The 26,354-nt window shown below is 36.3% G+C and carries 20 protein-coding genes and 1 riboswitch; of the genes, 5 read left to right on the top strand and 15 right to left on the bottom strand.

The window, feature by feature from the left end; translation table 11 throughout:
* Window positions 1–111: 111 nt before the first annotated feature.
* Window positions 112–2,895, top strand: coding sequence for a DNA polymerase I (polA, locus tag ACUN8G_RS04095; protein ID WP_437345854.1), 2,784 nt, complete (start codon window positions 112–114; stop codon window positions 2,893–2,895).
* Here polA and ACUN8G_RS04090 read toward each other — a convergent pair.
* The 11 genes from ACUN8G_RS04090 to ACUN8G_RS04040 form a co-directional block, all read right to left on the bottom strand.
* A complete protein-coding gene (locus ACUN8G_RS04090) occupies window positions 2,892–3,599 on the bottom strand; it encodes a hypothetical protein (RefSeq protein ID WP_437345853.1) in 708 nt (235 codons plus the stop codon). The two genes, polA and ACUN8G_RS04090, sit on opposite strands and share 4 nt — an antisense overlap.
* A gap of 10 nt (window positions 3,600–3,609) precedes the next feature.
* The gene (locus ACUN8G_RS04085) at window positions 3,610–4,743 is read right to left on the bottom strand and encodes an outer membrane protein assembly factor BamB family protein (protein WP_437345852.1); all 1,134 of its coding nucleotides are present in this window, start codon (window positions 4,741–4,743) and stop codon (window positions 3,610–3,612) included.
* Window positions 4,740–7,508, bottom strand: a complete 2,769-nt coding sequence (locus tag ACUN8G_RS04080) for a TolB family protein (protein WP_445480904.1) — start codon at window positions 7,506–7,508, stop codon at window positions 4,740–4,742. The genes ACUN8G_RS04085 and ACUN8G_RS04080 overlap by 4 nt, the downstream gene beginning before the upstream one ends.
* A 23-nt stretch (window positions 7,509–7,531) precedes the next feature.
* Window positions 7,532–8,566, bottom strand: a complete 1,035-nt coding sequence (locus ACUN8G_RS04075) for a bifunctional phosphoglucose/phosphomannose isomerase (RefSeq protein ID WP_437345850.1) — start codon at window positions 8,564–8,566, stop codon at window positions 7,532–7,534.
* Window positions 8,567–8,574: 8 nt separating this feature from the next.
* The gene (ptsP, locus tag ACUN8G_RS04070; RefSeq protein WP_437345849.1) at window positions 8,575–10,320 is read right to left on the bottom strand and encodes a phosphoenolpyruvate--protein phosphotransferase; all 1,746 of its coding nucleotides are present in this window, start codon (window positions 10,318–10,320) and stop codon (window positions 8,575–8,577) included.
* Window position 10,321: 1 nt separating this feature from the next.
* Window positions 10,322–10,588, bottom strand: a complete 267-nt coding sequence (locus ACUN8G_RS04065) for an HPr family phosphocarrier protein (RefSeq protein WP_437345848.1) — start codon at window positions 10,586–10,588, stop codon at window positions 10,322–10,324.
* 3 nt (window positions 10,589–10,591) lie between these two features.
* Window positions 10,592–11,578, bottom strand: a complete 987-nt coding sequence (locus ACUN8G_RS04060; RefSeq protein ID WP_437345847.1) for a polyprenyl synthetase family protein — start codon at window positions 11,576–11,578, stop codon at window positions 10,592–10,594.
* On the bottom strand, window positions 11,575–12,618 hold the full coding sequence (gene fni / locus ACUN8G_RS04055; protein ID WP_445480903.1) for a type 2 isopentenyl-diphosphate Delta-isomerase: 1,044 nt from the start codon (window positions 12,616–12,618) through the stop codon (window positions 11,575–11,577). The genes ACUN8G_RS04060 and fni overlap by 4 nt, the downstream gene beginning before the upstream one ends.
* 1 nt (window position 12,619) lies before the next feature.
* Window positions 12,620–13,444 carry a hypothetical protein gene (locus ACUN8G_RS04050; RefSeq protein ID WP_437345845.1) on the bottom strand — a complete coding sequence of 275 codons (825 nt, stop codon included), beginning with the start codon at window positions 13,442–13,444 and terminating at the stop codon, window positions 12,620–12,622.
* A complete protein-coding gene (locus tag ACUN8G_RS04045) occupies window positions 13,441–14,193 on the bottom strand; it encodes a class I SAM-dependent methyltransferase (protein WP_437345844.1) in 753 nt (250 codons plus the stop codon). Before ACUN8G_RS04045 ends, ACUN8G_RS04050 begins: the two co-directional genes overlap by 4 nt.
* 142 nt (window positions 14,194–14,335) lie before the next feature.
* On the bottom strand, window positions 14,336–15,187 hold the full coding sequence (locus ACUN8G_RS04040) for a hypothetical protein (protein ID WP_437345843.1): 852 nt from the start codon (window positions 15,185–15,187) through the stop codon (window positions 14,336–14,338).
* A 476-nt stretch (window positions 15,188–15,663) separates the two neighbouring features.
* Here ACUN8G_RS04040 and smpB point away from each other — a divergent pair, with 476 nt between their 5' ends.
* From smpB to ACUN8G_RS04020, 4 genes are read left to right on the top strand one after another with little or no spacing between them, the layout of a single operon-like run.
* Window positions 15,664–16,122 (top strand): SsrA-binding protein SmpB, encoded by a 459-nt coding sequence (smpB, locus tag ACUN8G_RS04035; protein WP_437345842.1) that lies wholly within the window; start codon window positions 15,664–15,666, stop codon window positions 16,120–16,122.
* 16 nt (window positions 16,123–16,138) lie between these two features.
* Window positions 16,139–17,374, top strand: coding sequence for a tyrosine--tRNA ligase (tyrS, locus tag ACUN8G_RS04030; RefSeq protein WP_437345841.1), 1,236 nt, complete (start codon window positions 16,139–16,141; stop codon window positions 17,372–17,374).
* Between the two features lie 19 nt (window positions 17,375–17,393).
* A complete protein-coding gene (locus ACUN8G_RS04025; RefSeq protein WP_437345840.1) occupies window positions 17,394–17,939 on the top strand; it encodes a pyruvoyl-dependent arginine decarboxylase in 546 nt (181 codons plus the stop codon).
* A 4-nt stretch (window positions 17,940–17,943) separates the two neighbouring features.
* On the top strand, window positions 17,944–18,891 hold the full coding sequence (locus ACUN8G_RS04020; protein ID WP_437345839.1) for a TerC family protein: 948 nt from the start codon (window positions 17,944–17,946) through the stop codon (window positions 18,889–18,891).
* Here the strand turns inward: ACUN8G_RS04020 and ACUN8G_RS04015 are convergent.
* The 4 genes from ACUN8G_RS04015 to ACUN8G_RS04000 form a co-directional block, all read right to left on the bottom strand.
* Complete coding sequence (locus ACUN8G_RS04015; protein WP_437345838.1) at window positions 18,833–20,233, bottom strand: sodium:solute symporter family protein; 1,401 nt, start codon at window positions 20,231–20,233, stop codon at window positions 18,833–18,835. The genes ACUN8G_RS04020 and ACUN8G_RS04015 overlap by 59 nt on opposite strands.
* The gene (locus ACUN8G_RS04010; protein ID WP_437345837.1) at window positions 20,220–20,873 is read right to left on the bottom strand and encodes a thiamine diphosphokinase; all 654 of its coding nucleotides are present in this window, start codon (window positions 20,871–20,873) and stop codon (window positions 20,220–20,222) included. Before ACUN8G_RS04010 ends, ACUN8G_RS04015 begins: the two co-directional genes overlap by 14 nt.
* Window positions 20,870–23,353 (bottom strand): TonB-dependent receptor, encoded by a 2,484-nt coding sequence (locus ACUN8G_RS04005; protein ID WP_437345836.1) that lies wholly within the window; start codon window positions 23,351–23,353, stop codon window positions 20,870–20,872. The genes ACUN8G_RS04010 and ACUN8G_RS04005 overlap by 4 nt, the downstream gene beginning before the upstream one ends.
* 60 nt (window positions 23,354–23,413) lie before the next feature.
* A riboswitch (TPP riboswitch) is annotated at window positions 23,414–23,510 on the bottom strand.
* Window positions 23,511–23,525: 15 nt separating this feature from the next.
* Complete coding sequence (locus tag ACUN8G_RS04000) at window positions 23,526–26,264, bottom strand: LysM peptidoglycan-binding domain-containing protein (protein ID WP_437345835.1); 2,739 nt, start codon at window positions 26,262–26,264, stop codon at window positions 23,526–23,528.
* Between the last annotated feature and the right edge of the window lie 90 nt (window positions 26,265–26,354).

Below are 26,354 nucleotides of genomic sequence, written 5' to 3'. Positions count from 1 at the left end.
AACACTCGGGTCTGAATTAAAATTAAGAATAGAGATATTATTGATTTGTATTTCATAATGTGTTCGCTAATTCATATTTTCGGAAGTGAATATAACATTTTAGGGCGATAAATGGGTAAAAAAAAATTTGTTATTATCGACGCTATGTCGCTGGCATATAAAGGTTATTACGCTTTCATTACGAGACCTTTGTATACCAGTAAAGGTGAACCGACTTCGGCGGTCTACGGTTTTTTAAGCCAATTATTTAAAATATTGGAAGATACTAAACCCGATTATGCAGCAATAGCATTCGACTCAAAAGAAAAAAACTTCCGCCACGAAAAATATGAGAATTATAAATCGTCACGCGAAGAAATGCCTGAAGAGATGATTCCGCAAATAGCAAGAATTAAAGAGATAATAGAAGCGTTTAATATACCAATCTATATTTTACCTGGTTACGAAGCCGATGACCTAATAGGAACTGCAGTTAAAAAAGCCGCTGAAGCTGGGTTGATTGCATACGCAATCACACCAGATAAGGATTACATACAATTGATCGGTGATAACATTAAAATCATAAAACCAGGAAAATCGACGGATGAAATTGTAATTTTCGACGAAAAGAAAGTAGAAGAAGAATACGGTATAAAACCTTCACAAATGATCGACTATCTTGCGCTTGTGGGCGATAGTTCGGATGATATCCCCGGAGTTGCAGGCATCGGTCCAAAAACTGCAGCGCCCTTAATTCAAAAATATGGCTCAATAGAAAAGATTTACGAAAATCTCGATAAAATTGAGAAACAATCGGTCGTTAAAAAATTAATCGAGAACAAAGAAAATGCATTTTTGTCGAAAGAACTTGCGACGATTAAAACTGACGTGCCATTCAATTTCAACCTCGAGGAAGCAAAATTTACTAAACCAGACTTCAATAAACTGATGAAAATATTCGGAGAACTTGAATTCAGGTCGTTTGCCGACAAATTAAAAAAAATTTATGCCGGCGAAAACGATGCTCTGGAGCCACTGGAAGATGACGGAATGAAGCTTTCCCCAAATGATTACAGTTCTTTCGATAAGTCGAAGATTAATTATAAACTAATTTCTACCGAAAAAGATGCCGTAGAATTTGCAAAGAAACTATCAAATGCCGAACTACTTGTATTTGATACTGAAACGGATTCACTCGATATATTCAATGTAAATCTTGCAGGTGTTTCTTTTTCACTTAAACCAAACGAAGCCTGGTTTGTGGCTGTTAATCCCGAACGAACAAAGGAAGAATTGTTTACCTCCGAATTGACCGACCGTTTACCGATAAAGAAATTTATCGAGATTTTTAAGCCTGTTTTAGAAAACGAAAAGATCAAAAAAGTTTGCCAGAACGGTAAATATGACATTGCCGTTATGAGAACTTATGGTATAGAAGTAAAGAATTTTTACTTTGATACCATGTTAGCAAGTTACGTTATTGACCCCGATCAGAAGCATGGAATGGACGAACTATCGGCAAAGTATCTGAAATACAAACCAATTCCATTGATCGAATTAATTGGTTCGAAAAAAACACCAGAAAAAATATTTGAAGTAGATTTGAACAAACTTGCAGAATATTCGTGCGAAGACGCCGACATTACTTTTCGACTCTACAAGATTCTCGACGAAATTTTAAAGAAAGAAAAGCTTGAGAAAGTCGCTTATGAAATCGAATTCCCACTGGTACCAGTACTGGAAGATATGGAACGCACGGGTGTTAAGATCGACGTCGAGAGTTTGAAAGAATTCAGTAAAGAACTCGAAATTAAATTAGAATTAATTTCAAAAGAAATATATGCTTACTCGGAAGAAGAATTCAACATAAACTCTACGCAACAGCTTCAGAAAGTTTTATTCGACAAATTGAAATTGCCTCAAACTAGCAAAACAAAAACCGGATATTCTACCGATGCAAAATCTCTTGAATCTTTACGCGGAGCTCACCCTGTAATTGATTTGATTCTGGAATATAGACAAATTGCTAAACTGAAATCGACATATGCAGATGCCCTTCCAACTCTGATCAATCCGAAAACTGGTAAAATTCATACCACATACAATCAAACTGTAGTATCAACTGGCAGACTATCGAGCAACGATCCAAACTTGCAAAATATACCAATCAGAACAGAACTCGGAAAAGAAATCCGAAAAGCATTTATTCCTTCCGACAAAAATAATATTATTTTGAGCGCTGACTACAGTCAGATCGAACTAAGGATAATGGCAAGCATATCAGGCGACGAAAATTTAATTGCGGCTTTCGAAAAAGGCGAGGATATTCACCGCCGCACTGCAGCAATGGTTTTCAAAGTCGACCCCGATGACGTTACACCTGACATGCGCCGTAAAGCTAAAGAAGTAAATTTTGGAATCCTTTACGGTTTGGGTCCATTCGGTTTGAAAAATCGACTGGGTATTTCGCAGTCGCATGCGAAAGAAATTTTTGACAATTATTTTAATTCTTTCACCAAGGTTAAAAAATTCATGGACGAATCGATTGAAAAAGCACGCCAAAATGGGTACGCAGAAACTCTAACAGGCCGAAGAAGATACCTTAAAAATATCAACAGCAAAAACAGAACAATAAGACAATTTGAAGAACGTGTTGCTATCAATATGCCAATTCAAGGTACGGCTGCAGATATGATTAAGCTAGCAATGATAAAAATCTTCAACGAATTAAATAAAAGAAAATCAAAAACTAAAATGATATTACAGGTTCACGACGAACTTGTATTTGATATGCCTCAAAAAGAATTAAGCGAATTAAAGCCGGTAATAAAAAATTTAATGGAAACTGCAATGCCTCTTAATGTCCCAATTGTTGTGGATATTGGAACTGGCTCCAACTGGCTGGATGCTCATTAATCTTCGGTAAGTAACTTGTAAAACAGATAACCAAAATTAATCTGCAACAGACCGAATGCAATTCCACTGTAGATATCGTACCGGTTTACTTTTTCATATAGTTCATTGTCGCCTGAACGAAGATAGTCTTCATAAATACTATCGGCTCTTAGTTTGAAATAAGCAGCAATACCTCCAAGCAGCAGAGATGATGCCATAAGCAATTTGAAGTTGGTTGAACTAGAAAATCTGGCTTTTTGCCTTTCTGGCAAAACTTCTAAATTTACATTCAACTTGTCTTTTACTCCACTATATTTACACTCAATACCATTTCGTGAAACCGAAACCACATCTTCGTCAAAACAAAAAATTCGTAGTGGCGTATAGCCTTTAAATTTATTGTTGACTCGAACAATAGCATCATTAGGTTTTGAGTTAATCACAGCCACTGAAGGTAATTGATAATTAAATGTTTGGGACGAAGATTCGTCTACAATAATTGTATCGACAATCATCATCCCATTCCAGATAAGAGGAGATTCAAATATCAAGATCGTATGTTTTCCTCTATTTAACTTAACCGAAATAGTATCATAACCGACAAACTGATTATCAACAAAAATAGACACCCCAGGACTTTCCGAAATGATCTTAATTTCGTAGAATTCTTGTTGTGCGCTTGCATTAATGACAACAATCAAAAGAAAAACTAATCTCGTAAGCATTTCAACCGTCTCACTTATAATTATAAATATAAATTGTCCCCCTATCGGCGCCTGTAATAATATAATTTCCGTAACATATTGGACTAAGTTTAACCCGTCCGTCATAATTAATTATCTTTTGTATTTTACCTGAAGCGACGTCAATCAAGTATAATTTTTTGTTAAGGTCTGGCTGAAGTAAAATATTTCTGGTTAAAAAGGGAGTAGAATTGATTAGTCCGTTTGTTTTAACTGACCATTTTAACTTACCGTCTATTTTTTCGAAGGCATTAATAATCCCTTTCAGATTTCCTGTAATTACCAAAGAATCGTTTTGGACAGGGAAGTTGATAATTTTAGCACCCGTATAAACTTTCCACAGAAGTTTTTTATGCAAATAATTATAAGCATAAAAATTGCCGATGGCATCCCCGAAATATGCAACATGATTCTCAATTGTAGAACCGGAAGTAATAGATGTATCTGCATCAAAAGAATCGATAATCTTTCTCTGTTCCAAAGAAAAAATAATAAATTTGCCTTCGTTTGTGCCCCACGCAAGAATATTCCCATCCGATGCAGGATGCGAGTTTTGTTCGTGTCTTGTATTGTACGTCCATTCTGGATACCCTGCAGTATTGAAACTGTAAACTGCACCCTTCTTATCAACTGCTATAATTTGATCTTTCAGGAGTAGTAATTCGCTGTTTATGGTAGCGTCTAAATCGTACCGATTAATTTCTTTACCGTCAAAATAGTCAAAGGAAACGAATGTTGAATATGGTTTATTCCTATTATTAACCGCAAAATAAATTCTTCTTCCGATCAGGATGGGGGCAAGTAAAATTTCACCGTCATATTTTTTATAGCCGTACGATTTCCCTGAATTAATATCGAATGCATAAATTCTACCTGAGAGATCGCCAGTAAAGATCAATCCGTTAAGTGCAACCACCGAAGTGTATGCATGGCTCCCTTTTAATTCGAGCTTGTTAATTAGTTCCAGTGAATCGGAAATATTTATATTAGAATAAAATTTTCTTTCCGAAATTTCACCAAACATAGCATATCCCTTTTCGTCAAGCTGTCGAAAATCAACAAGCAGATTGACGGTGCACGAGTAGAGCAGAAGAAATGAAGTTATGATTATTAAACAGTTTTTCAAAAATCCCACCCGAAGAAAAATTGATAAAATAATTTCTTCTGAAATCGTGAAAAATTATCTTCTATTTTTTTACCAATGTCGTATCGAAGAGTAACAACGTTGAAGAGATTGAGTCTGAAACCAAAGCCCAGACTGCCGAGAGTTTCTTTATATTTCGTATCCCATGCGGCACCCGAGTCGAAAAAGAGGGCACCACGCAAGTTGGCAAAGCTAAGACCAAAGAACGGAAATTTTATATAAATTCTGTCAATAAGTGGAAAGCGAAGTTCAAGAGATGAAAGCCACAATTTTTCGCCTCTTATCGACCATCTTGGCCAGCCTCGCAAGTCCCAGCTTCCACCTGCAAAATAGCGACGTGCTTCTTTGCCATGATTAATGAAAATTGCTCCTCTTAATGCTACAGCACTTGCGTATCCAATTCTGAAATATTTTCGATAGTCCGCAATAACTGAATAATAATTGAGATTACTGAATTTAATATCGCTTATATATCCAAAGAGTAATCTGAACCTTGTACCGTCAATTGGACCTGTTGACGCCCAGAGCGAATTATCGTGCACAAAGGAGAGAGTATTCGACATCAATAATGCTTTTCGCGATGAAAATTCTCCAAAAAGTTCTTTGTCAGAGTTGGCAATACTAACACTGAGTTCGATTCGTTTAAATGCAGAAAATGGATAATGGACTTCTGCAAATCCGCCATAAACTCTCTCATAAAAAAATTCTTCCGATTCTCGTATGTCGTATCTCCTGCCGGCAAAATGGAATATGCCGTATCCGTAGTTCCCTCTCTTTTGAAGATTAATCCTGCTGAGAGCAATATTGAAATTATCGAGTATTTCACTCTGTATCTCAGCACTATTGTAAAAGTAGAAGATAAAACGGTCGTCACCCAAAAGATCGCTAATGGCAAAGAGTGCTCCACCTCTCGAACCATAAATTGGGTCGGTCGATAACTGTCCCACTGCATAATCAAGAGTATATTCTCTCTCGTATTTTAAACGATCGTGTTCTTTCATTAAAGAAATTCCGTCTATACTCCATGCGGGTTTAATTTTTTTAAAATCAGATTCAACCTGAGTATTAATCACAAACTTTGAGATATCGAGTTCAAAAAACTGAAAAGAGAGCTTTTCAAATGCAGAAGTGATAAGTGTAGTATCGTCGACAAAATCAAAGCTGTAAACGCTGGTTACAAATTTTGTTATTTGTTCTACTTCTTTGGAATCCCGTTCGAAATTATCGATGCGCCAGATGTTATAAACACCGTCGTAGTCGCAATTAAAATAGATGGTTTTATGGTCAGGAGAAAAACGCGGGAATCTAATATTGGCATTGATATTTGTTATGTAAGAAATAGTATATCTACTTAAATCGAGTTCAAAAAGGTTGAATTTTTGGGCATATTCTCCTGAAGTTCTATCAGAACAAAATATAATTTTACCTTCCCCGTTGAATATTGGGTCGACGTCGGCATAGTAATCATTCGTCAGACGGATTAAAGTGTCTCGTTCAAATTCATACATGTAAATGTCGACGTAAGCTTTCGTGTCGGTTGCAGAAAAGAGTAATTTTTTTCCGTCCTGTGAAAATTTCGGCGAACGTATTGAAATTAGATTATCGAATCGCAGAGTTTTAACTTTTTCTTCAGCTATTACAGAATAAATATGAATAACGTCTCTTTCATTCGATTTGGTAATAAACGCCAGCAAGCCGTTCGTTGAAAGGTCGAGTGTATTATCGAGAAGATGAAAACTTTCGTATTCTGGTTCCTTTTCTCCTTCAATTATTACCTTAGATTTTGGTTTGTTCTTATCGCTGTAATTCATCTTAAAGACAGAAGAATATCCGTTATGATTCCCGATGAAATAAATTTCTCTCTTTCCGTTTCTATTAAAAATCCTCGGATTAAAATTCAGACCCGTTTCAGTCAACTTACGAGCGCCGATAAAATGAGGATAATTACTGTCATAGATCGGATAATATTTTTTTTTGAGAGAATATTCCCACCTGTCACCAATTTCTTTAAGGTTAGAACCGAGCGAAAATTGAAGATTATCTTCGAAAGAATTAAACCGCCACATGTTTTCAATAATATCAAGGATTTTATTTTCTCCGAATTCAGATGATATAAATTCCAGTAAGCTTTGCCCTTCTTTGTAAATTATGTATCCTGCCGCGTTTGAAAGGTCATCTAAAGGAATAAAGAAATTATTCAGCACAAAATCCCTCATAACCATTTCACCTTGAGCATCCCATTCGTACGACCAGTATTCAGCAAGTCCTTCTACAAACCAGAGAGGTGGCATTCTGCTGGTTTCAATTCTGTGGTCTCTGAGAAGATTAAAAATTTTATTCGTCATAAAAACATGAACCAGTTCATGTTTAATTACATGCCGAAAATCTTTTAATGAACCAGGATACGGAATTACTACTCTTCCTTTTAAGAATTCAAAAAAACCTCCCACACCTTCAGGAATAAAATTGGGGATGGTATTTGTCTGCTGGAAATGAATATGCGAGTTATAAAAAATAAGCGGTATTCTAAATGTAACGTAATGATTGAATTTTATTTTAAGTTCTTCGAATGCTTCTTCGGCAAAGCGGGCGCCTATTTCAGCTACCTGCTCAAAATTATCGTAGTAATAGATATTAAAATGCTCTGTTTTAATAACTTTCCATTCGAATGATTCATACTGAACTTTATTTCGACCGAAGAAGTAAAATTGGGCGGAAATTAATTGCGGCATAATTAAAAGCAGCAAAAAATATTTCCGCCCTTTTAATATCAAAGCCGTGCCTTGAGATAATTTATATTGTCGATGGTTGTTGGGTCGAATCCTCTGATGATAGCATAATAATAAGTAGCCCAGTCACTCAGGAATATCAGATCGACCAGACGTAATTTGGCATTTTTTTCCTCGCTTTTCAAGTCGATAATTTCGCAACCTGTTTTGCGAATTACTTCCGAAGTAATTTCAAGACGTTTTTTAACCTGCGGATGATATTCATCATCCCAGATATTAATCAATTTAATTTTCATTTCTTGATAATTGTATCCCTCCCACCCCATAATTTCATTGTGGTCGAGTTCGGGGAAATAGGCAAAGAAAGCATGTTGTTTGGAGTTTTCATTGAATTGACCTTTAAAGCGGGTGCCGACAACCGACGTATAGTCGGACACAGAATAGATCAATGGCACATAACCCAAAAGGCTCTCAGCCAGACTTAGAGCTCTGTTGTCTGGCTTGGCATATTCATCACCTCTTTTCTTGAGCAGTTCTATACTATCTTTAACATTTTGATTCTGGTCGGGTACTAACCTAAGATTATTAAATACATTCAACACTGTAAAGAAATTAATCCAGAGCGCAAATCGAGGTTGATAACCTGGTAAAAGTTTACCAACTGGTATATTGTGTTTAGCCGCAATTCCTTCCATTTTACCGCCTGTAGTTACGCATACAATCTGGCACTTCTTTTCGATAGCCTGATTTAATGCAGATAGGGTTTCTTCGGTATTTCCCGAATATGAAGAGGCAATGACAAGAGTCTCTTCATTAACATAAGGTGGCAATTCGTAATTTCGATTAACAGTATAAGGATATTTCAATTCAGTGCGGAAAAAATTCTGTATCAATTCTCCACCGATAGCCGAACCGCCCAATCCAGTTAGAATGATATTTTTAATTTTTGTAGTATCGATTGATGAAAGATCGATTTTGAGATTCCAGGCATATTCAACCTGTTTATAAGAATCTTGAAGAACCTGAAACTGATTAGCCTTGTCATATCTGGCTATTAATTCACTGATATTACTCATTCTTTACCTCAATATAAGTTTTTAATTTGGTCTGAAATTTTTTCGTTAAAGAATTTATGGAGTTTATTATTAATTTCGTCTTCGTTTTTGAGATTCAAACATTCATCGGCAAGTTGTTTTAGTTCGGAATAGTTCAGAGAACGGAGTATTTTCTTGTGTAGCGGTATACCTGCAGCCGAAATACTTAAAGATTCGAGCCCGAGACCGACAAGCAAAGGCAGTGCAAATGGGTCTGCTGCCATTTCCCCGCACATACTTACAGGCAAAGATTTTTTACCGGCTTCGTTTATGATATGTTTAATTGTTCTTATTACTGCGGGATGAAATTCCTGATATTGAGTAGAAACAATTTCATTACCCCTGTCGACTGCAAGCAAATATTGAATCAAATCGTTAGTGCCGATACTAATGAAATCAACTATTTCAGCAAAATCGGAAGTCAACACCGCTGCCGAAGGAACTTCAATCATAATTCCAACCAGAATACCATTGTCGAAAGGAATATGCTCTTCAAGTAATTCTTTTTTACATTCCTCGATTATTTTTTTAGCTGCGATGACTTCTGAAAGTGAGTTAATCATCGGCAGCATAAACCAGACGTTTTTGTGCTTACTGGCTTTTAGAACTGCACGTATTTGAGTCTTAAAAAGGTTCGGATTGTCGAGCAATAAACGGATACCGCGCCAGCCAAGCATCGGATTTGGTTCATGAAGATCGACTGGTAAAACTTTATCGCCGCCAATGTCAAAAGCTCTTATAATCACAGGCTTGGGATAAATACTCTCCGATATTTTATTGTAAACTTCATATTGCTGGTCTTCGTCTGGAAATACTTCGTACTCCTCAAACAATTGCTCTGTTCTAACCAATCCTATACCATCGGCGCAGTTATGAACTATAAAACTCATCTCTTCGGATATATCGAGATTTGCCATCAACTTAATTTCTTTACCGTCAAGTGTAACAGCAGGAAGTGACTTAATTTTTAATAACTCTTCGTCGTATTGACTAAGCTTATTAATTTTCTCTTTATACTCATTGATTAACTCATTCGAGGGATTTACAATTACTTCACCGTGGAATCCGTCGATAATCAAAAGATCGCCGTTTTGAATTAGATTAGTTGCCTCGTGTATTCCTACGACCGCGGGAATATTTAGCGATCTTGCAACAATTGCGGCGTGTGATGTTAATCCGCCAAAATCGGTTACATATCCTTTTACGTTCGACCTCGAAAGTAATACTGTGTCTGATGGCGATAGATTTGTTGTAACAACGATTACATCATTTGAAACTTTCGATTTCCATTTTTTCTTTTTGAGATTGCGGATGATTCTGTTTTTTATATCTTCAATATCGTGTGAACGCTCTTTCATATATGGCTCGTTCGAGGCGTTCATTATTTTGATATACTTCGAAATTTCATCCTCTACGATATATTCCGGCGACATCTTTTCATTTCTAATCCTCTCTTTGATTGTAGAAATTAAGATCGGATCGTCGAGAACCATCATTTGTGCCTCGAAAATCGCTGCACGTTTTTCCCCAATTTTATCGACGGCGAGATTGAAAATCTTTCGCATCTCTTTTTTCGACAACTCTAAAGCAGCATCGATATTTCCCAGTGCTTCTTCAATGTCTTCAATTTTTTCGGCACTTACCGATTCACTTTCTTTTGAGAAAAGATATGCCGGAGCAATTGAGATTCCCGGCGCGGCAGCAATTCCTTTCAATATGATTTGATTTTTTTCCATTTTACATCTCGTCAAATCCTCTGTTGAAAAAATCGATTATTTCTTTTGCGGCTTCTTCTTCGTCTTCGCCGTCAAAGATAAGCGTTATTTCCGAGCCTTTTTCAGCTGCCAGTGTCATTACACCTATAATACTTTTTCCGTTTATCTGCATACCGTCTTTAATCAGGTAAAAATCGCATTTATATTTTGAAGCCATTTTAACTATTGTAGCAGCCGGACGGGTATGAAGTCCAGCGTTGTTCACTATTTTAACTTTCTTTTCGATCATGTTTTATTTAGTTCTATTTATTAGAGAATTTGCCAGCAAATATAACATTTCGCTTCCTTCTTTATCAGGAAGCCCGTTTAATCCTTTGAGTGCCAACTTAATATACTTATTGATTTCCGTTTTTGCATCATCCAGCACTCCATATTTTTCGTAAATTTGTGTATAGGATTCAATTTCAGAAGATTCGATTCCGCAATTTTTAATTACATTTAGCAGTTTCTTTTTATCGCCTCCTCTGGCTTTCTCCAGTGCTTTTAGAAAAAGAAACGTTTTTTTACCTTCAATTAAATCACTACCTACTTTTTTTCCAAACTTTTTTTCATCGGCTATAATATCGAGCAGATCATCTTGAATTTGAAATGCCATTCCCAGATTTTTTCCGTAATTTTTCAAAATCCGCATTGCACTATCATCGGCTTTAGCAATTAAACCACCAATTGAAGTGCAAGCCGACAGTAAAGCCGCAGTTTTTTTCTGAATCATAAAACGATATTCCATCAGAGATACTTCCTTACGAGTTTCAAATTCTTTATCGAGACTCTGACCTTCGCATACGTCGATAATTCCCTGAGTAAAAGTTTCTATAATCTGTGTTGTATTATACTTACAATCTTTAAGCAGTAATTTAAAGGCAATTGCAATCAGATTGTCGCCAGCAAGAATGGCAGTGTTTGAATCAAACTTTTTATATAAAGAGGGGCGTCCGCGCCTGATGGGGGAATTGTCCATAATATCGTCGTGGACGAGTGTAAAATTATGTAAAATTTCGACAGCTAACGCCGCGTTGTAAGCTTCGTTAAAATTTCCACCAGCTGCTTTTACAGAAAATAAGAGTAAAATGGGACGCAACCTCTTACCGCCCGATTCGAGTGCGTATTTGCACGGTTCATAGAGCGAAAGAGGCTTCTTGTCGATAAATAAATTATCAATTCTTTTCTCGATTTTACTGAGCAATCGAGCGTATAGATATTCGTATTTAACCTTTTTCAATGAAATTCCGATTTATTGATTAATTTATTTTTCCTTAAATCTGACAATCTCCGGCTGCCGGTCAAGAACATAACTTTTTTAATATCTTCGAACAAACTCTTGATAAAATCGACTGCTGCTTCTTCGTTTTTATCAATAATTAATTTAAGTATCGGTTTGGCAGCCGCAGTAAAATCGGCACCAAGTGCATACGATTTGGCAAAATCGATGCTTTCTCTAAGTCCCCCCGAAGAAATAAGTACAAAATTATAATTTTTTTTCAACTTTTGAATCGTACGGAGGCAATAAGAGGTGGGGTTTCCCCAATGGCTTAAAAAGCTGTCGTTGCCACTTCGCATCAATTCAATTTTTGCCCAGTTAGTTCCGCCTGCCCCTGCTACGTCGATACCTTTTACACCTGCATTCAATAATTTTATGGCTGAATCCCGATCAATACCAGCTCCTACTTCTTTAACAATAATTGGTACTTTAACTTTCGTTGTAATTTTTTCAATTTTTTTGAGCAGTCCGGAAAAATTTGGTTCTCCTTCTGGTTGAAGCAATTCCTGCAAAGGATTTAAATGAATGATCATTGCATCGGCTTCGATTAAATCGATGAGATAATTGATGTCGTCAATGATATTTTTTGATTTTACAATTTGAGCTGCCCCTATATTTCCGAGTATTGGAATATTACCGCCGATTCTTCTGATCGATTTATACGATTCGTCGAATTTATTGTCCAGTAACGAGCGGCGCTGACTACCAACTCCAATTGGGATATTGAGCGTTTTTGCTACTTGTGCAAGTCGTTCGTTGATTTCATTCGATTCGGCTGCACCTCCGGTCATCGAAGAAATTAAAAACGGATAATTAACATTCTTCGAAAAAAACTTCGTACGAAAATCAATCTCACTGATAACGACTTCGGTGGCTGCATGATGAATGAATTGATAACATTCAAAACCGTTTGTAACCGAGTCGTAATCAGCTTCGTCGGAAAGTGATAATTTGATATGCTCACCTTTCCTGCCACTGATTATTTTCGATTCCTCGCTCAATTCAGTTTGCCTTCCTGATTTCCAATTGTACGACGAAATTTCCTGTGAATCGCTTCTTCGAAGCCGTAAAATCAAATAACGATATCTGGATATAACGTGGAATCGCATCCGTCAAACTGGAAAACATCGTACCTTTTACCTTGAAATCCTCGACATTATTCCAATCTTTGATGCTTTCATTCCATTGATTACTAAGACAATTCTTAATATCCCCGGTCAGCTTTAGATAAATTTTGTTTGCTTCCTGAATGCTGCTGCCTTCATAAAACTTTGCAATATAACTGCCGTCGTTTTCATCGATGAATGCTTCATTAGAACCTCTTAATTTCACAAATCCCGATCTTACGGATAGAGGCGCTTCAAGCAGTATAAAATTAGCTTTTGCGTGTTCTACAAGGAACGAAATTTGTGTACAAAAATCGGCATCGTCTTTCAGTTCTATTGAATTGGAAGCAGCGAAAGCATATTGTATCGTATAACGGCAATTTGTCTGATTTGAATCCGCAACAATTAAAAGCACCCACTCCCCTTCTTTGGGAATTTGAGCTGAAAGAATTTCTACAGTTCCTGCATTTGCCCGGGTTTGCTTAAATATTTTTCCTTCCGGATCAACAAAAATTAGTGAAAGCGAACCAGATTCTGGAAGTACAATAAAGCTTACAATTTCATTCTGATAAAATTCAATTTCATATCCGTCATATCTCCCAAGTCCGCTTTTGAATTTATCATTCGAATTTATTTCTCCGTTAATTACATTAAACTCCACTGAAAATTGTCCAAATACTGCATTTACAAACATGAATAACAAAGGAATAATTTTTTTCATTTTTTCCTCGATGTGGTTAAAAGTGACTCGCATCCAAATGATATAAATTCTTTTAGAAAAGGTATTTCTGGCAATTTAATTACAGGTAAACCAAAACGGAGGTTGTAAATAGGTCGAAATAAATAAAATTCTTTTACAATAAATTCTAAGCCGAAATCAAATACAAGTTTTTCGAGTTTCTTTACGGTACAACCCGTTGAATAATGAAGTTTAATTTCGTCTACGTAGTTAGGATTTTCTTTTAAAATTCTCGATACAAAACGAAGCAGGTTCGTGGGCAGAAGATGAAGGTAAGGAACAAATTTTAGAAAACTTTTTGCAATTTGCTGATGACCTGCAAACGGTGAATATTTTGGTGGAAAACTGATGAAAATAAATCCATTTTCATTGAGAAGACTTTTTAAATTACGAAATGCAGCTTCTTTATCGCGAATGTGTTCGATTACTTCCCTGATAATTATTAAATAGTACTTCTCGTTTAATTTTGCAGTCAATTCTGGATCTGTAATGTCGCCAACTAAAATGTCGAGTTCTGGATTCTTAGCCAAAGCTATGTCGGCTCTTTTTGCATCGATTTCAATACCGCGGCAACGAACGCCGTATTGTTTCATAACTGTAAGCAGTCCTCCTTCGGCGCATCCGACTTCGAGTAAATTCATCTTTTCGAAACCCGGAACGTATTTTTGCAAATAAGGAATTATGTATCTCCTGGTGTAATCGATTTGTTCGTAATAATGTTTTTCAGCCATAATTTTCAATTAATCAAGGGAAAAATATTTTGGACGGTAAAATACGCAAGATTTTTCAATTATAATAAGATTGCTTGAGGAATCCAATTGAATCCACATGATGTTTTACAAAGCTTAGTAAATGCTGAAGAATTATTTCGATCTAATATTTCTTTGAAGTGAAGATGTCGAAAAATTGAAAAACATCTTTGATATAATCATAACCGAAAATCCAGCATGTTTCAGAAACGTCCGAAAAATCGAGTCCTCCAGCAGCAACTGCATTATTTTTGTAACGATTTTCCTTCCCATTGTATTTATTTGCAATCTGCACAGCTAATTTCCAGATGCTCAAGATTTTTTCGTCTTTTATTAATTGATTCAAGTCGACTGCACGATTTATTACAAATCCGGGCGAGCCGTTTCCAACTATATTGCCGTCAGGTATTTTATGGTAAGAACATTGTTCTTTTACAAAATTAAGTTTATATGGTGTAGTAACGCTTTCATTCCAATCGCTGTGTTGCACAACATGAATACGATTTTTAATATCCACAGTCGAGTCGATATTCATAATATTTCGAATGAGAGAATAAGTAAAGTCCGATTGTCCAGCTTCGGCAATCCAGATATTTCCGCCATCTTTCAACGTGCCAATTACCAGATTAGTAACTTCATCTAAAGCACGATTAAAATTCGAGTGAGCATCAGACCAGTTTTTTCCAAAAGCTGCTTCGAATACTTCGTTCGCAGGAACGTACAATCCCTCTTGAATTCCGTATGCACCAGCAACAGCATGAAATTTTACTCCAACAAATCGAGGATCTGATAAAATTGTAGCCACACCTGCAATAGAGTGGATATCGTCGACGTCGGTCTTACAATCGAAATGTGCCAGATAAAGATCTTTATCTTTATTGAACTTTCCTATTCTCTCTCGCTCTTTTACCTGGTTCTTATACCCGACAAATAAAAGTCCTAAAATTAATACAAAGTAAATATTTTTTGAGTACATATCAGTTTCCCGTTCGTTTGATTTATAAAATAAGTGTCTAATTTATTTTAGTAAAGTTATTGATTTCAAGTCTTTGCTTTTTCTATAATGTAACAATTCCACTTATTTAATTTCATTTTGAGTTCAAGCATCTTTTTCTTGTTTGAATTTATTTATTATTACTGTTAAGCAGGACATTCTTAAATCGCTAAACCAGTCAAATAGGTCAAATCATACCGCATTGCTAAAATTTATTTTCAGCTCATCTACACATTTATTTTCAATTGATTCATCAAAATTCAGTATTAATATAAAATCATTTATTAAAATGAAAATAACCATTTAATAGATAAAAGCTCCATGTAATTTTTACGATTAATTAATAAATTTCGTAAAGTGTTACTTTACATTTAGCAATTTGTTTTCTACTTGCTATTGGTTAACTTCTTGCATTTATTTGAATTTCAAAATAAATTTGGAACGTTTTTTTTAAAGTTATGGCAGACCAGAGTGATGAGAAAAATATAACGGTCAACCGGAAAGCGCAGCACGACTATTTTATTAAAGAGCGCTTTGAAGCCGGAATTGTTCTCGTAGGAACAGAAGTTAAAGCTCTGCGTCAGAATAAAGCCAGTTTGGTTGACAGTTATGCCACAGTAATAGACGATGAAGTCTGGCTGATAAATGCAAATATTTCTCATTACGATCAAGGTAGCTACAACAATCACGATCCGCTAAGAAAAAGGAAATTGCTCCTTAAAAAGAGTGAAATAAGAAAACTAAAAAAGGCCGTTTCCGAAAAAGGCAATACACTTGTGCCATTACGACTTTACTTCAAAAATGGTAAAGTAAAAGTAGAACTGGCAATTGCCACCGGAAAACGTAAGTACGATAAGCGTGAAGACATTGCAAAAAGAGAAGTCAAACGTGAACTGGAGCGCAAACTGAAACAATAAGGAGAAGAATTCAAAATTGAAAAATAAGATTGCCTTTCCTCCTGTTAACGAACAAATGGATATCATCAAAAGAGGAACTTCGGAAATTATACCGGAGGAAGAGCTTTTCGAAAAACTCGAAAAATCGTATAAAGAAGGAAAACCCTTAAATATAAAATTAGGCTGCGACCCAACTCGTCCTGATCTCCATTTAGGTCATTCTGTGGTCTTAAGAAAACTCGCACAATTTCAACAATTAGGTCATACGGCAATTCTCATAATCGGAGATTTTACGGGAATGATCGGCGATCCTTCGGGAAGGAATTCTTCGCGCCCACCACTTTCGTTTGAAGAAGCACGCAAGAACGGCAAAACTTATTTCGAGCAGGCTTCAAAGATACTCGATCCCCATAAAACAAAGATTGTTTATAATTCCGACTGGCTCGGAAAAATGAATTTTGAAGAAGTGATTAAACTTGCCTCGAAATATACAGTAGCACGCATGCTCGAACGTGACGATTTTACCAAAAGAATGAGAAACGGAATTCCTATAAGTATGCACGAAATCCTCTATCCTTTGGCTCAAGCGATGGATTCAGTAGCAATTGAAAGTGATGTAGAATTAGGAGGCACCGACCAGAAATTTAATCTCCTTGTAGGACGGGATATACAACGTGAATTTGGCCTTGCTCCGCAAGTTATCTTAACAATGCCAATCCTTGTAGGAACTGACGGCAAAGAAAAAATGAGCAAGTCCCTCGACAATTACATCGGCATAAACGAACCACCGAATGAAATTTACGGTAAAACACTCTCAATTCCCGACGAACTAATATACTCATATTTTGAATTGGCCACCGATGTATCAAACCAGGAACTTAAAATAATCAAACAACAGCTTGAAAATAAAGAAGTTAACCCAAGAGATTTAAAGAGAGCTTTAGCAAGAAAACTTGTAACAATGTACCATTCCGAAGAAGCAGCATTTCAGGCAGAGCGTGAATTCGACCAGATTTTTGTTAAAAAAGGTTTGCCCGATGAAATACCGGATTTAAAACTTGAGAAAAACTACACCGAGAAAGGTATTGATATACTCGATTTAATTTTAAAAGCTGGCTTTGCTCCCACTCGCAGCGAAGCAAGACGACTCGTAATTCAGGGCGGGGTTTCTATTGACGGTGAAAAAATTGTAGATCCGAAACTGATAATAAATCCAAAAGAAGGTTCCATCTTAAAGGTGGGTAAGCGCAATTTTGCCAAAATTACGATTTAATTAATGGAGGAAATCTAAATTGTACGTACCAACTAAGATCTTTTTCACTAAAGGGGTCGGTCGTCACAAAGAATATCTGGCCTCTTTCGAACTCGCACTACGCGACGCAGGTATCGAAATTTGTAATCTCGTTTCTGTAAGCAGTATTTTCCCGGTTGGAGCTAAAATAATTAATAAGACTCAGGGACTGAGTATGTTGAAGCCTGGTATGATTACCCACTGTGTGATGGCACGAAACTCTACAAACGAACCGAACAGATTAATTGCTTCCTCAATTGGAGTTGCAATTCCGGCCGACAAAAATATGTACGGATATTTGTCAGAGCACCATCCATACGGACAGACAGAAAAAATTGCCGGCGAATACGCCGAAGATCTGGCTGCTACTATGCTTGCAACGACACTCGGCATCGACTTTGACGCAGACAAAAACTGGAACGAAAGAGAACAGGTATTTAAAATGTCAGGCAAAATTGTTCGTACTTTTAACGTCACTCAATCAGCCAGAGGCAACAAAAATGGCTTGTGGACAACAGTTATTTCAGTAGCAATATTATTACCATAATCATATGATACATTCACATTTAGCATTCTGGATTTTTTTCTGGGTCGTAGTATCGATAATGTTCTACATCGACCTTTATGCCGTCGAACATCGTACAGATAAAATCGGCATTAAAACAAGTCTTATATGGAGCGGTATCTGGATTGTTACCGCTCTTATCTTTAATCTTCTTATCTTTTTATTCTTAGAAGATGGACATCAAAAAGCCCTCGAGTTCCTGGCGGGATATTTAATTGAAAAATCGCTCTCTGTCGATAATTTGTTTGTCTTTTTAATGATATTCAACGTAATGAACATCAAAGAAGAGCATCAACCTCATGTACTAAAATGGGGAATCATCAGTGCAATTGTATTGAGAATTATATTTATCCTTGCAGGCGTGGCGCTAATTGAGCTCTTCCATCCAATTATTTACATCTTTGGAATAATGCTTTTTTACGCAGCCTATAAAATGGCATTCGGCAGCGAAGAAAAAATAAACTACGAGAAAAATCCTCTCATTAAGTATTTCACAAAAAAATTCCGTCTTATACACAATTATGAAGGTAAAAATTTCTTCGTTAGAAATTCAGGCAAACTTTTTATCACTCCAGTTTTCCTGACACTCCTCTTAATTGAATCGTCCGACATAGTTTTTGCCATCGATTCAATACCTGCAATTATTGCGATCACACACGATCCTTTCATAATAATTACATCAAATATTTTTGCAATACTTGGATTGCGGGCTCTCTATTTTGCCCTTGCTGGAATAGTCGATTTGTTTTCTTATCTAAAATATGGAGTGGCAATTATTCTGGCTTATGTCGGAGTTAAAATGCTGTTATCAGATATCCAAAAAATACCGACTCTCTATTCGCTGGCATTTATAATAATAGTACTAACATTATCGATCATTTTTTCGTTGATGAAAAATAAAAGCGCCGATAAAGTAGTCCCAAAAGATGAATAATAAAAGATACGGTCAAGCCGACAATCATCGGCTCGATAACACTTAATCCATCGTCGATAAAAGGGCGCAATAATAGCCAGATAATTACCGATAGTGAGCCTGAAATTAATTCTGCAGTAGCAAATTTGGTATCGATTCTAAATTTATCGTAGTATGCACCTATTATAAGTAGAATAAGACCGGGTATGAAAATACTTCCAATTATGTACCAGATGGAAACCACGGATTTCACGAAAAATGCCAGTAGAACTGAGATTATTCCAGCTATAATGATGCCGACTTTCGTATAATAATTCACCGATTTTTTCTTCGAAAAACCGAATTTATGCATTATATCATTTCCAAAAGTGGTCCCACTCAGGAAAAGAAAACTATTGGACGTTGAAATTATTGTTGCAAAAAGAGCGGCAAAAAAGAGTCCTTTTAGTCCACTACCGAGAATTTTATCCGCATAAATCGGGAAAGCCAGTACAGGATCAATCAGGTTTTTCAAGTATGCTCTTGAAAAAAGTCCTGTAGTTGTGGTAAGAAAATCGAATAGAAGCCAGAAGATTACGGAGATTAAAATGCCGTATTTTGCTGTTCGACCATCTCGGGCTGCATAACAACGCTGATGAAAACCAGGGTCGGCAAATGTCCATAACGCAATTAAAAACCATACTGTAACGTATAACGGGGACTGACCGCCCGTTAAACTTAAATGCTCGGGTGGCAAATTTTGGATTAAAAAATCAATATCCCCTACCGAATTAAATGATACAATGACAATTACAATAAAGCCTAAAAACATCACGAAAAACTGGAAAACATCCGTAATTAAATCTGTACGATAACCGCCTTTAATTAAATAGACCGAAGAAAATAGTAACGCAATTATCAGTCCCAATAAAAGAGGAATATTAAAAATTATCTGTAACAGTGCCCCTGTCATAAGGATATAAGGAGCTGGAGAAACAAGAACGAAAATAAAAATCGAAGAGATCAATGCCGGCATTTTGCCGTAGATAATTTCAATTTTATCGGGTATTGTATAGAGTGAAGAATTTCTAACCTTTTCTGCAAAAAAGAATGCAAATATTATGGCAAAAAGATAGTACGGTAAACCTTGAGTAATCCAGCTCAAAATGCCGCTGGTATATGTAAACTCGCCAACGCCGAGGATGCCACCATACCAGGTTGATACATTTGTAAAAATAAACAATAGTAGTCCAACTTTTCGATCTGATAAAAGAAAATTTTCTGTGGAATCTTCCGTATAACGCGAAGCATAGACGCCAATACTCAAAAGGACGAGGAAAAATCCCGTAATAATCAGAATGTCTACCAAACTAAAGCTGACCATTTTTCCTCATTGCTTCAAAATCTCTGATAACGAAAACTCGCCCGCCTTTAATTGTAAGATAAATCGAATCCTTTAATGCTACGTTGCTCGTACTTTCTTTTTCGCCAAAAGGCAGAGATGTTTCCTTGAGAGGATATTTGAGACCTCGCGAAGTAATTTTAGTTTTTCTGTCAAATCCGTAGATTGAAATCGTCTCGCCGGGCAAGGTTTTTATTTCTACATTTCCTTCATAAACGCACAGCACCGACTGTCGATGTAATAGTTTAATCTGGATTTCATCGTAAAATTTCAACATTATACCAAGATTACAAAATGAATGGTCGAGTCGACTGCCTGTAGCACCAATTAAAAACAAATCGGTAAATTTATTTTTAATGGCATATTTAATAGCCTTTTCAACGTCTGTATCATTTTGACGATTTTGCTTGACAATTTTCGACTTACCGGAAAAATATCTGAGATTTTCGTTAGTAATCGAATCCAGGTCGCCTATAATTACATCGGGGACGACATTTAATTGATGGGCGGAGTTTGCCCCTCCGTCGGCACAGATAATTTTATTATATCCCGTACGAACAAGAAAATCAATTATTCTTTTCGACGGAGGGTCTCCATTAGCCCACAAAATTCCTTTTTTCATAAATTAAATTTAATTCCAGCAATAAAATTCCGTTCGGCTGCCGGAAAGAATTCTTTTCCAATTCCGTAAGCAGCATAAAGATTATCGAATATGTTGTTAATCTGCAAATACAATTTAAGATTTTTCAAGTACGAATTTAATTCTATTTCGTAAGAAACAAAGAAATTAGCCACAAAATACGACTCGACCTTATTATCGGTATAATCGGTAATGTCCTGATAAATTGACCTGAATTTCGAAAGCTTTTTGTCATAATTATCAGTAAAAAATTCACCGACGTATTTGCCAGAGAGTTGTGTAAATAATCCGCCTGTTTTGTATTTGAAAAGCGCATTGAACATTACATCGGGGAAACCGCTGATTCGGTTGCCAGCCAGATCAAATTCGTATGCCTTCGATTCTTCGTCACTGTAGAAATATGCAAATCCTTTGCTGATATAATTTTTACTAACTGTACCATTGAAAACTAATTCGATTTCTTTAGTCGGTTTAAAAATAAGAGAAGATTCAATTCCGTAATGGATTGTTCTATCCATGTTGCCGGTTATCGGTTGACCGAATCGATCGAGTTGTCCCCTTTTAACAATTTCGTCATTAAATAGCATATAAAAAGCATTCAGAGCCAGACTCAAATTATCTTTATTGAAAATGGCACCTAACTCGAAATCGTTCATCGTTTCAGGTTTAACCAGAGGTCGGGAAAAATCATACGAGCCATCTGGCAGTTGTTCGAATTGAGGAGTTTCGCCCCAGCTCGATTCTGCGGCATCGTAATAATTCTTTAACCGTGGTTCCCTTGTAACTCGCGCAAAAGTAAAATAGAAATTTAACGACGGTGTAAAACGGTAATTCAATCCGAAACGTGGATTGAAAAACAAATCGTCAATCTCGAATTCATTATTTAGATAACGTTCATTTGCAATTTCGTACCGGTGGTAAGCCAGTTGAGCTTCTGCAAGGAAACTTAAATGTGAATTGAAATTATATTTTTCGTGTGCAAAAAATGTAAAAATGTCTTTAGCACCTTCGTAATAATAGTATCGATAATCTTTTGTAATTCCTTCAGGCAAATATTCACCGTAATTCAAACTGCCCCAGTGAACCGAACGATGCAAACGAAGTTCACCACCGAGAATTAATTCGCCATTTGTATGATTCAGACTTAAACGTGGTATCCACCCCCACTGTTTATTTTCTACCATTGCACGTATCAAAACATTCGACGGATTGACTGTTGGATTAAATCCGTTGTCATGAGTAAGTCTAAAATATGTAGTGTCACCCCATGAGCCGTCGTAATCGAAAAATCCGTTGCCAAGTACGAGGAATAAAGCAGAATTAAAAACAGCATTTTCATTCAAGCGAAATTCGTTAAGCAATTCAAAATGTGGTTGCGAAAAGTTTTCAATTTCTTCTGGTCTTCTTTCTAAAGTGTAAGTATAACCATTCTCGTCTGCTTCCCAGTAAGAATAATTGGCTTTTCTTAGTTCTCTATCTTTTATCGCAAATTTTGGTAAACCTGTGTAAACCAGGCCATCTGATAGAGGACCACCAAAAATATTAATCTGGGTAGTCAGATTTTTATCAAGTCTTACAGCCGATAGGTAATATGATCTAAGGTTTACCCAACTAATGTTACGATAACCGCTGCTCAGGGTATGAGATAATTTTGCATAAACCGAATATTTGTTGTTGACCAATCCGCTGGAGACCACAGCCGAATATTTTCTTGTGTTGAAGCTTCCAATTGAAGATGAGAGTTCAACAAGTGGTTTACTGGTAATTGAAGTAGTTATTATATTAATTGAGCCACCGATAGCAGCATATCCAGCAATACCGGAACCAGCTCCTCGCTGAATTTGAACTAATTCTGTATTTTCCAATAAATCCGGGAAATCGATCCAGTAAACATTATGGTCCTCAGGGTCATTCTGAGGAATACCATTAATCGATACTGATATCCTACGCTGGTCAAATCCTCGTATACTGAGATAGTTGTATCCCAGCCCATTTCCACTTTCTGAGTAAAAGGTAGCTGACGGCGTATAACTGATGACTTCTGGTATATCCTGAATTATATAGTCTTCCTTAATTTCGTTTTTATTTAGTTTTGTAAATGTGAGTGGAGAAAAACCGCTCTCTCCGATAGTACCTTTAACTAAAACTGTCTGACTGACAATAATGTCACTTATGAGTTTAATGATTTTATTTTTTAAGGCAAGAAAATCTTCGACTGTAATTTCATATTTTCGGTAGCCAATATAACTGGCAACAATAATGTCGTCGCTTTTAAAATTTCCTTTAAGTACAAATTCGCCTGATGAATCGGCAGAAGCACCATAAGGAGTATTTTTGATATATACATTAGCAGAAGGGAGAGGCTCTCCGGTATCTCCATTGACAATTTTACCTTTAATTTCTGTTACCTGAGGATAGATTGAAGAAAAGAATAGAAAAAAAAGAATAATTAAGTTTTTCATATTAACCTCCGTTTTTAAAATAAAAAAGCCGTTTGATAACGGAAAACGGCGTTCAACTTAATTATTCTTCGACCGTTTTCCTACGCTGGCATTACCCAGATCAGGTTCAAGGGTATAATCTCAGCCCCCTCAAATGGGAGCACCCCTAACGACTTTTTAGATGTTAAAAGAACTAATTAATTATTTTAAGTTTTTGACCTACTTTTATTTTATCAGACTTCAGGTTATTCCAGTTAATAATATCTGCCACAAATACTCGATAAATTTTTGCAATTGTCCAGAGCGATTCACCCTGTCTTACTTTATGAATAGTAACATTAGATTTACTATTTCGCTTGGCAATATATTTATTCTCGGTATTATTTTCCAGTCTTTGCTTAACATAAAGTTTTTGTCCAGCATAAATTTTATTCGAACTGAGTTGATTCCAATTTTTTAGATTATCGACTGTAACATTATATTTCTTTGCAATTTCGTTAAGACTGTCGCCACTTTTTACCAGGTAATAACCGCTGCTACTGTTGTCATTAGCATCTGCATAATCTTCATTTTTCTGATATATTTTTAAACTCTCTCCGACACGAATAACATTGCTTTTCAAATTATTCCATTCTTTGATATTTGACACTCTAACGCCGAACTTATTTGCTATTTCGCCTATTGTATCGCCTTTTTTAACTGTATATTCTACAAGATTGGAATTTCTCTTTACAGTATTGTCGCCATACGAATAAATATTGTCGGTTCCTTTGAGTGTAAGAATTTGTCCATATTTAATTCTATTGGACTTTAGATTATTCCACCGCTTAAGTTGAGCAACAGAAACTCCGAACTTTTTTGCAATTTCACTTAAAGTATCACCGCGTCGTACTCTGTATTTGCTTGCTTTTTTATTGTCAAAATTTTGGGAGGATGCAATTTGTGTGTAACCGGGATATACAATCAACTTTTTGCCTCTATAAATTCTGTTACTGTGCAGGTTGTTCCACTCTTTCAATTGCGAAACGCGCACCCCGTAACGAGCAGCAATTGTTGATAAAGTTTCACCGCGGCGTACGCGATGCTCAATCATTGTGTTACCGGAATTTGCCAGTAACAGTTGATTCTTTTCATTTGTCGATAGCGAATCAATTTTTGAATAATATCCAATTTGTTCTTCCGGTACGTAAATTTTTAACTGTTGACCAACTTTAACCCTTCGAGTATAAGGGATATTATTCCAGTTTCGCAAATCTGATACGCGTACGTCGAAAAGTTCGGCAATATCAACCAGGTTATCGTTACTTTTTACAGTATATTTAATTGCAACTTTTCCTTCGGGAACTATATATTCAAGTGAATCAGCGCTGTAAAGTGAATCATAAATCTCGCTGAATTTATAATCCATATCTGGATTGGTTAGTTCAAGTTTATAAGTAGGATTTTCGTCTGCAGAAGCAACTAAATCATCAATTGCAGGCAAGATATCCGTATTTATTGGAATGTCATCAACATTTAAACTCGATACCGGTATTTTGAGCTTAGTGCCGACGGTCAATTTACGTCGTGGTGATATGTTATTGTAAGAGGCAAGTTGTGATATACTCACATTATATTTTGATGCTATCATCCAGAGAGTTTCGCCGGAACTAACCGTGTGAAATGTATACTGAATTTTGGCATCGTGAGGAATACTTTCGAGGTTGGCTACAAATGCATCGTATGTTTGAGCTGGTACTTTAAGCGGATATCCTCCTTCAAATTTGGGAGGAGTCATATTTTGAATTAATTCCGGATTTAGTTCTCTTAAAAACTCAACGCTTACACCTGCACACTTCGCCAGTATATTGAGATCAATCGCCTCTTTAATTCGATAAATTTTATATTCAATCGGCTTTTCATACTGGATATTATTAAAGCCAAATTTGTCCGGTTGACTCGCAATCAGGGTAACTGCGATATATTGAGGTACATAATTTCTTGTTTCTCTTGGAAGATATCGACTCATTTCCCAGAAATTATTCGAGCCCGATAATCTCATTGCTCTTCTAACTCTGCCTTCTCCGCTGTTATATGCAGCTATTGCCAGATACCAATCGCCCAGCGAATAATAAAGGTCTCGTAGATGCCTGGCAGCTGCTCTTGTAGCTTTTTCAGGATCGCGCCTTTCATCAATATGATAATTGATTTTAAGGTCATACAAACGAGCAGTACCTTTCATAAATTGCCAGATACCGACAGCACGAGCCCATGAACGGGCAGTTGGATTCAAACCACTTTCAGCCATACTCAAGAATATTAATTGCTGCGGAACCTGTTCTTCTGCAAAAACCTTTGCCATCATTGGGAAATACCTTCCCGAACGGGAAAGCCACCTTTGCATATATGTTCTACCTTTACCCGTAAAATATTCTATATATTTCTCTACGTACCGATTTATTTCAAGCGGAAATTCTCCTACTACTACTTTAACTGTACTATCTTCAGTTACTTCCAGAGTGTCTTCACTCACAGACAAATCAGGAATACTCTTGTTCATCCATTCATCGAGTGCACTTATGGAAACATCCTCAGGAAGTTCATCCAGACTTTCAATATAACTTCTGTAATCCTCAACTATGGCATTTTCCAGTTCGATATAGGCACCATTTTCTTCGATATTAGGATAATAGCTTAATTTATTAATGATCGACAGCGCTGACTCGTAATAATTGATTGCTTCGGTTTTAAAGCCTAATTTTTGTTTATATAATGCGGTCAGATAATCCTGCCTGGCATTTTCGAGCATGTCACTTGTAATCGAACCGACTGTCAGGACTTTGGTAGTATCGGGAGGGGCTGTTTTATTTTTTTGAGATAAATAGTTTAGTGTTCCACACGAATTAATTAAAAAAATACCCAGGACAAGTAAAATTATAGTTTTATATTCCACACTAAACTCCATCTCTTATTTTTTATTGCAATTTAGTCTGTTATATCAATTTTGTCAAGGAAATTATAATAAAAAATTAATTATACATTG

It is taken from the genome of Melioribacter sulfuriphilus (genome assembly GCF_052656625.1).
The sequence above is the reverse complement of the archived record's forward strand: the minus strand, read 5'-3'. Positions and strand labels throughout refer to the sequence as shown.

What these genes read in the sequence shown, in the direction of transcription:
- ACUN8G_RS04005 (WP_437345836.1), bottom strand. Translation starts at nt 23,353, where the DNA reads ATGAAAAACTTAATTATTCTTTTTTTTCTATTCTTTTCTTCAATCTAT.
- ACUN8G_RS04065 (WP_437345848.1), bottom strand. Translation starts at nt 10,588, where the DNA reads ATGATCGAAAAGAAAGTTAAAATAGTGAACAACGCTGGACTTCATACC.
- ACUN8G_RS04050 (WP_437345845.1), bottom strand. Translation starts at nt 13,444, where the DNA reads ATGAAAAAAATTATTCCTTTGTTATTCATGTTTGTAAATGCAGTATTT.
- ACUN8G_RS04020 (WP_437345839.1), top strand. Translation starts at nt 17,944, where the DNA reads ATGATACATTCACATTTAGCATTCTGGATTTTTTTCTGGGTCGTAGTA.
- ACUN8G_RS04090 (WP_437345853.1), bottom strand. Translation starts at nt 3,599, where the DNA reads ATGCTTACGAGATTAGTTTTTCTTTTGATTGTTGTCATTAATGCAAGC.
- ACUN8G_RS04075 (WP_437345850.1), bottom strand. Translation starts at nt 8,566, where the DNA reads ATGAGTAATATCAGTGAATTAATAGCCAGATATGACAAGGCTAATCAG.
- ptsP (WP_437345849.1), bottom strand. Translation starts at nt 10,320, where the DNA reads ATGGAAAAAAATCAAATCATATTGAAAGGAATTGCTGCCGCGCCGGGA.
- ACUN8G_RS04010 (WP_437345837.1), bottom strand. Translation starts at nt 20,873, where the DNA reads ATGAAAAAAGGAATTTTGTGGGCTAATGGAGACCCTCCGTCGAAAAGA.
- smpB (WP_437345842.1), top strand. Translation starts at nt 15,664, where the DNA reads ATGGCAGACCAGAGTGATGAGAAAAATATAACGGTCAACCGGAAAGCG.
- ACUN8G_RS04045 (WP_437345844.1), bottom strand. Translation starts at nt 14,193, where the DNA reads ATGGCTGAAAAACATTATTACGAACAAATCGATTACACCAGGAGATAC.
- ACUN8G_RS04015 (WP_437345838.1), bottom strand. Translation starts at nt 20,233, where the DNA reads ATGGTCAGCTTTAGTTTGGTAGACATTCTGATTATTACGGGATTTTTC.
- ACUN8G_RS04040 (WP_437345843.1), bottom strand. Translation starts at nt 15,187, where the DNA reads ATGTACTCAAAAAATATTTACTTTGTATTAATTTTAGGACTTTTATTT.
- polA (WP_437345854.1), top strand. Translation starts at nt 112, where the DNA reads ATGGGTAAAAAAAAATTTGTTATTATCGACGCTATGTCGCTGGCATAT.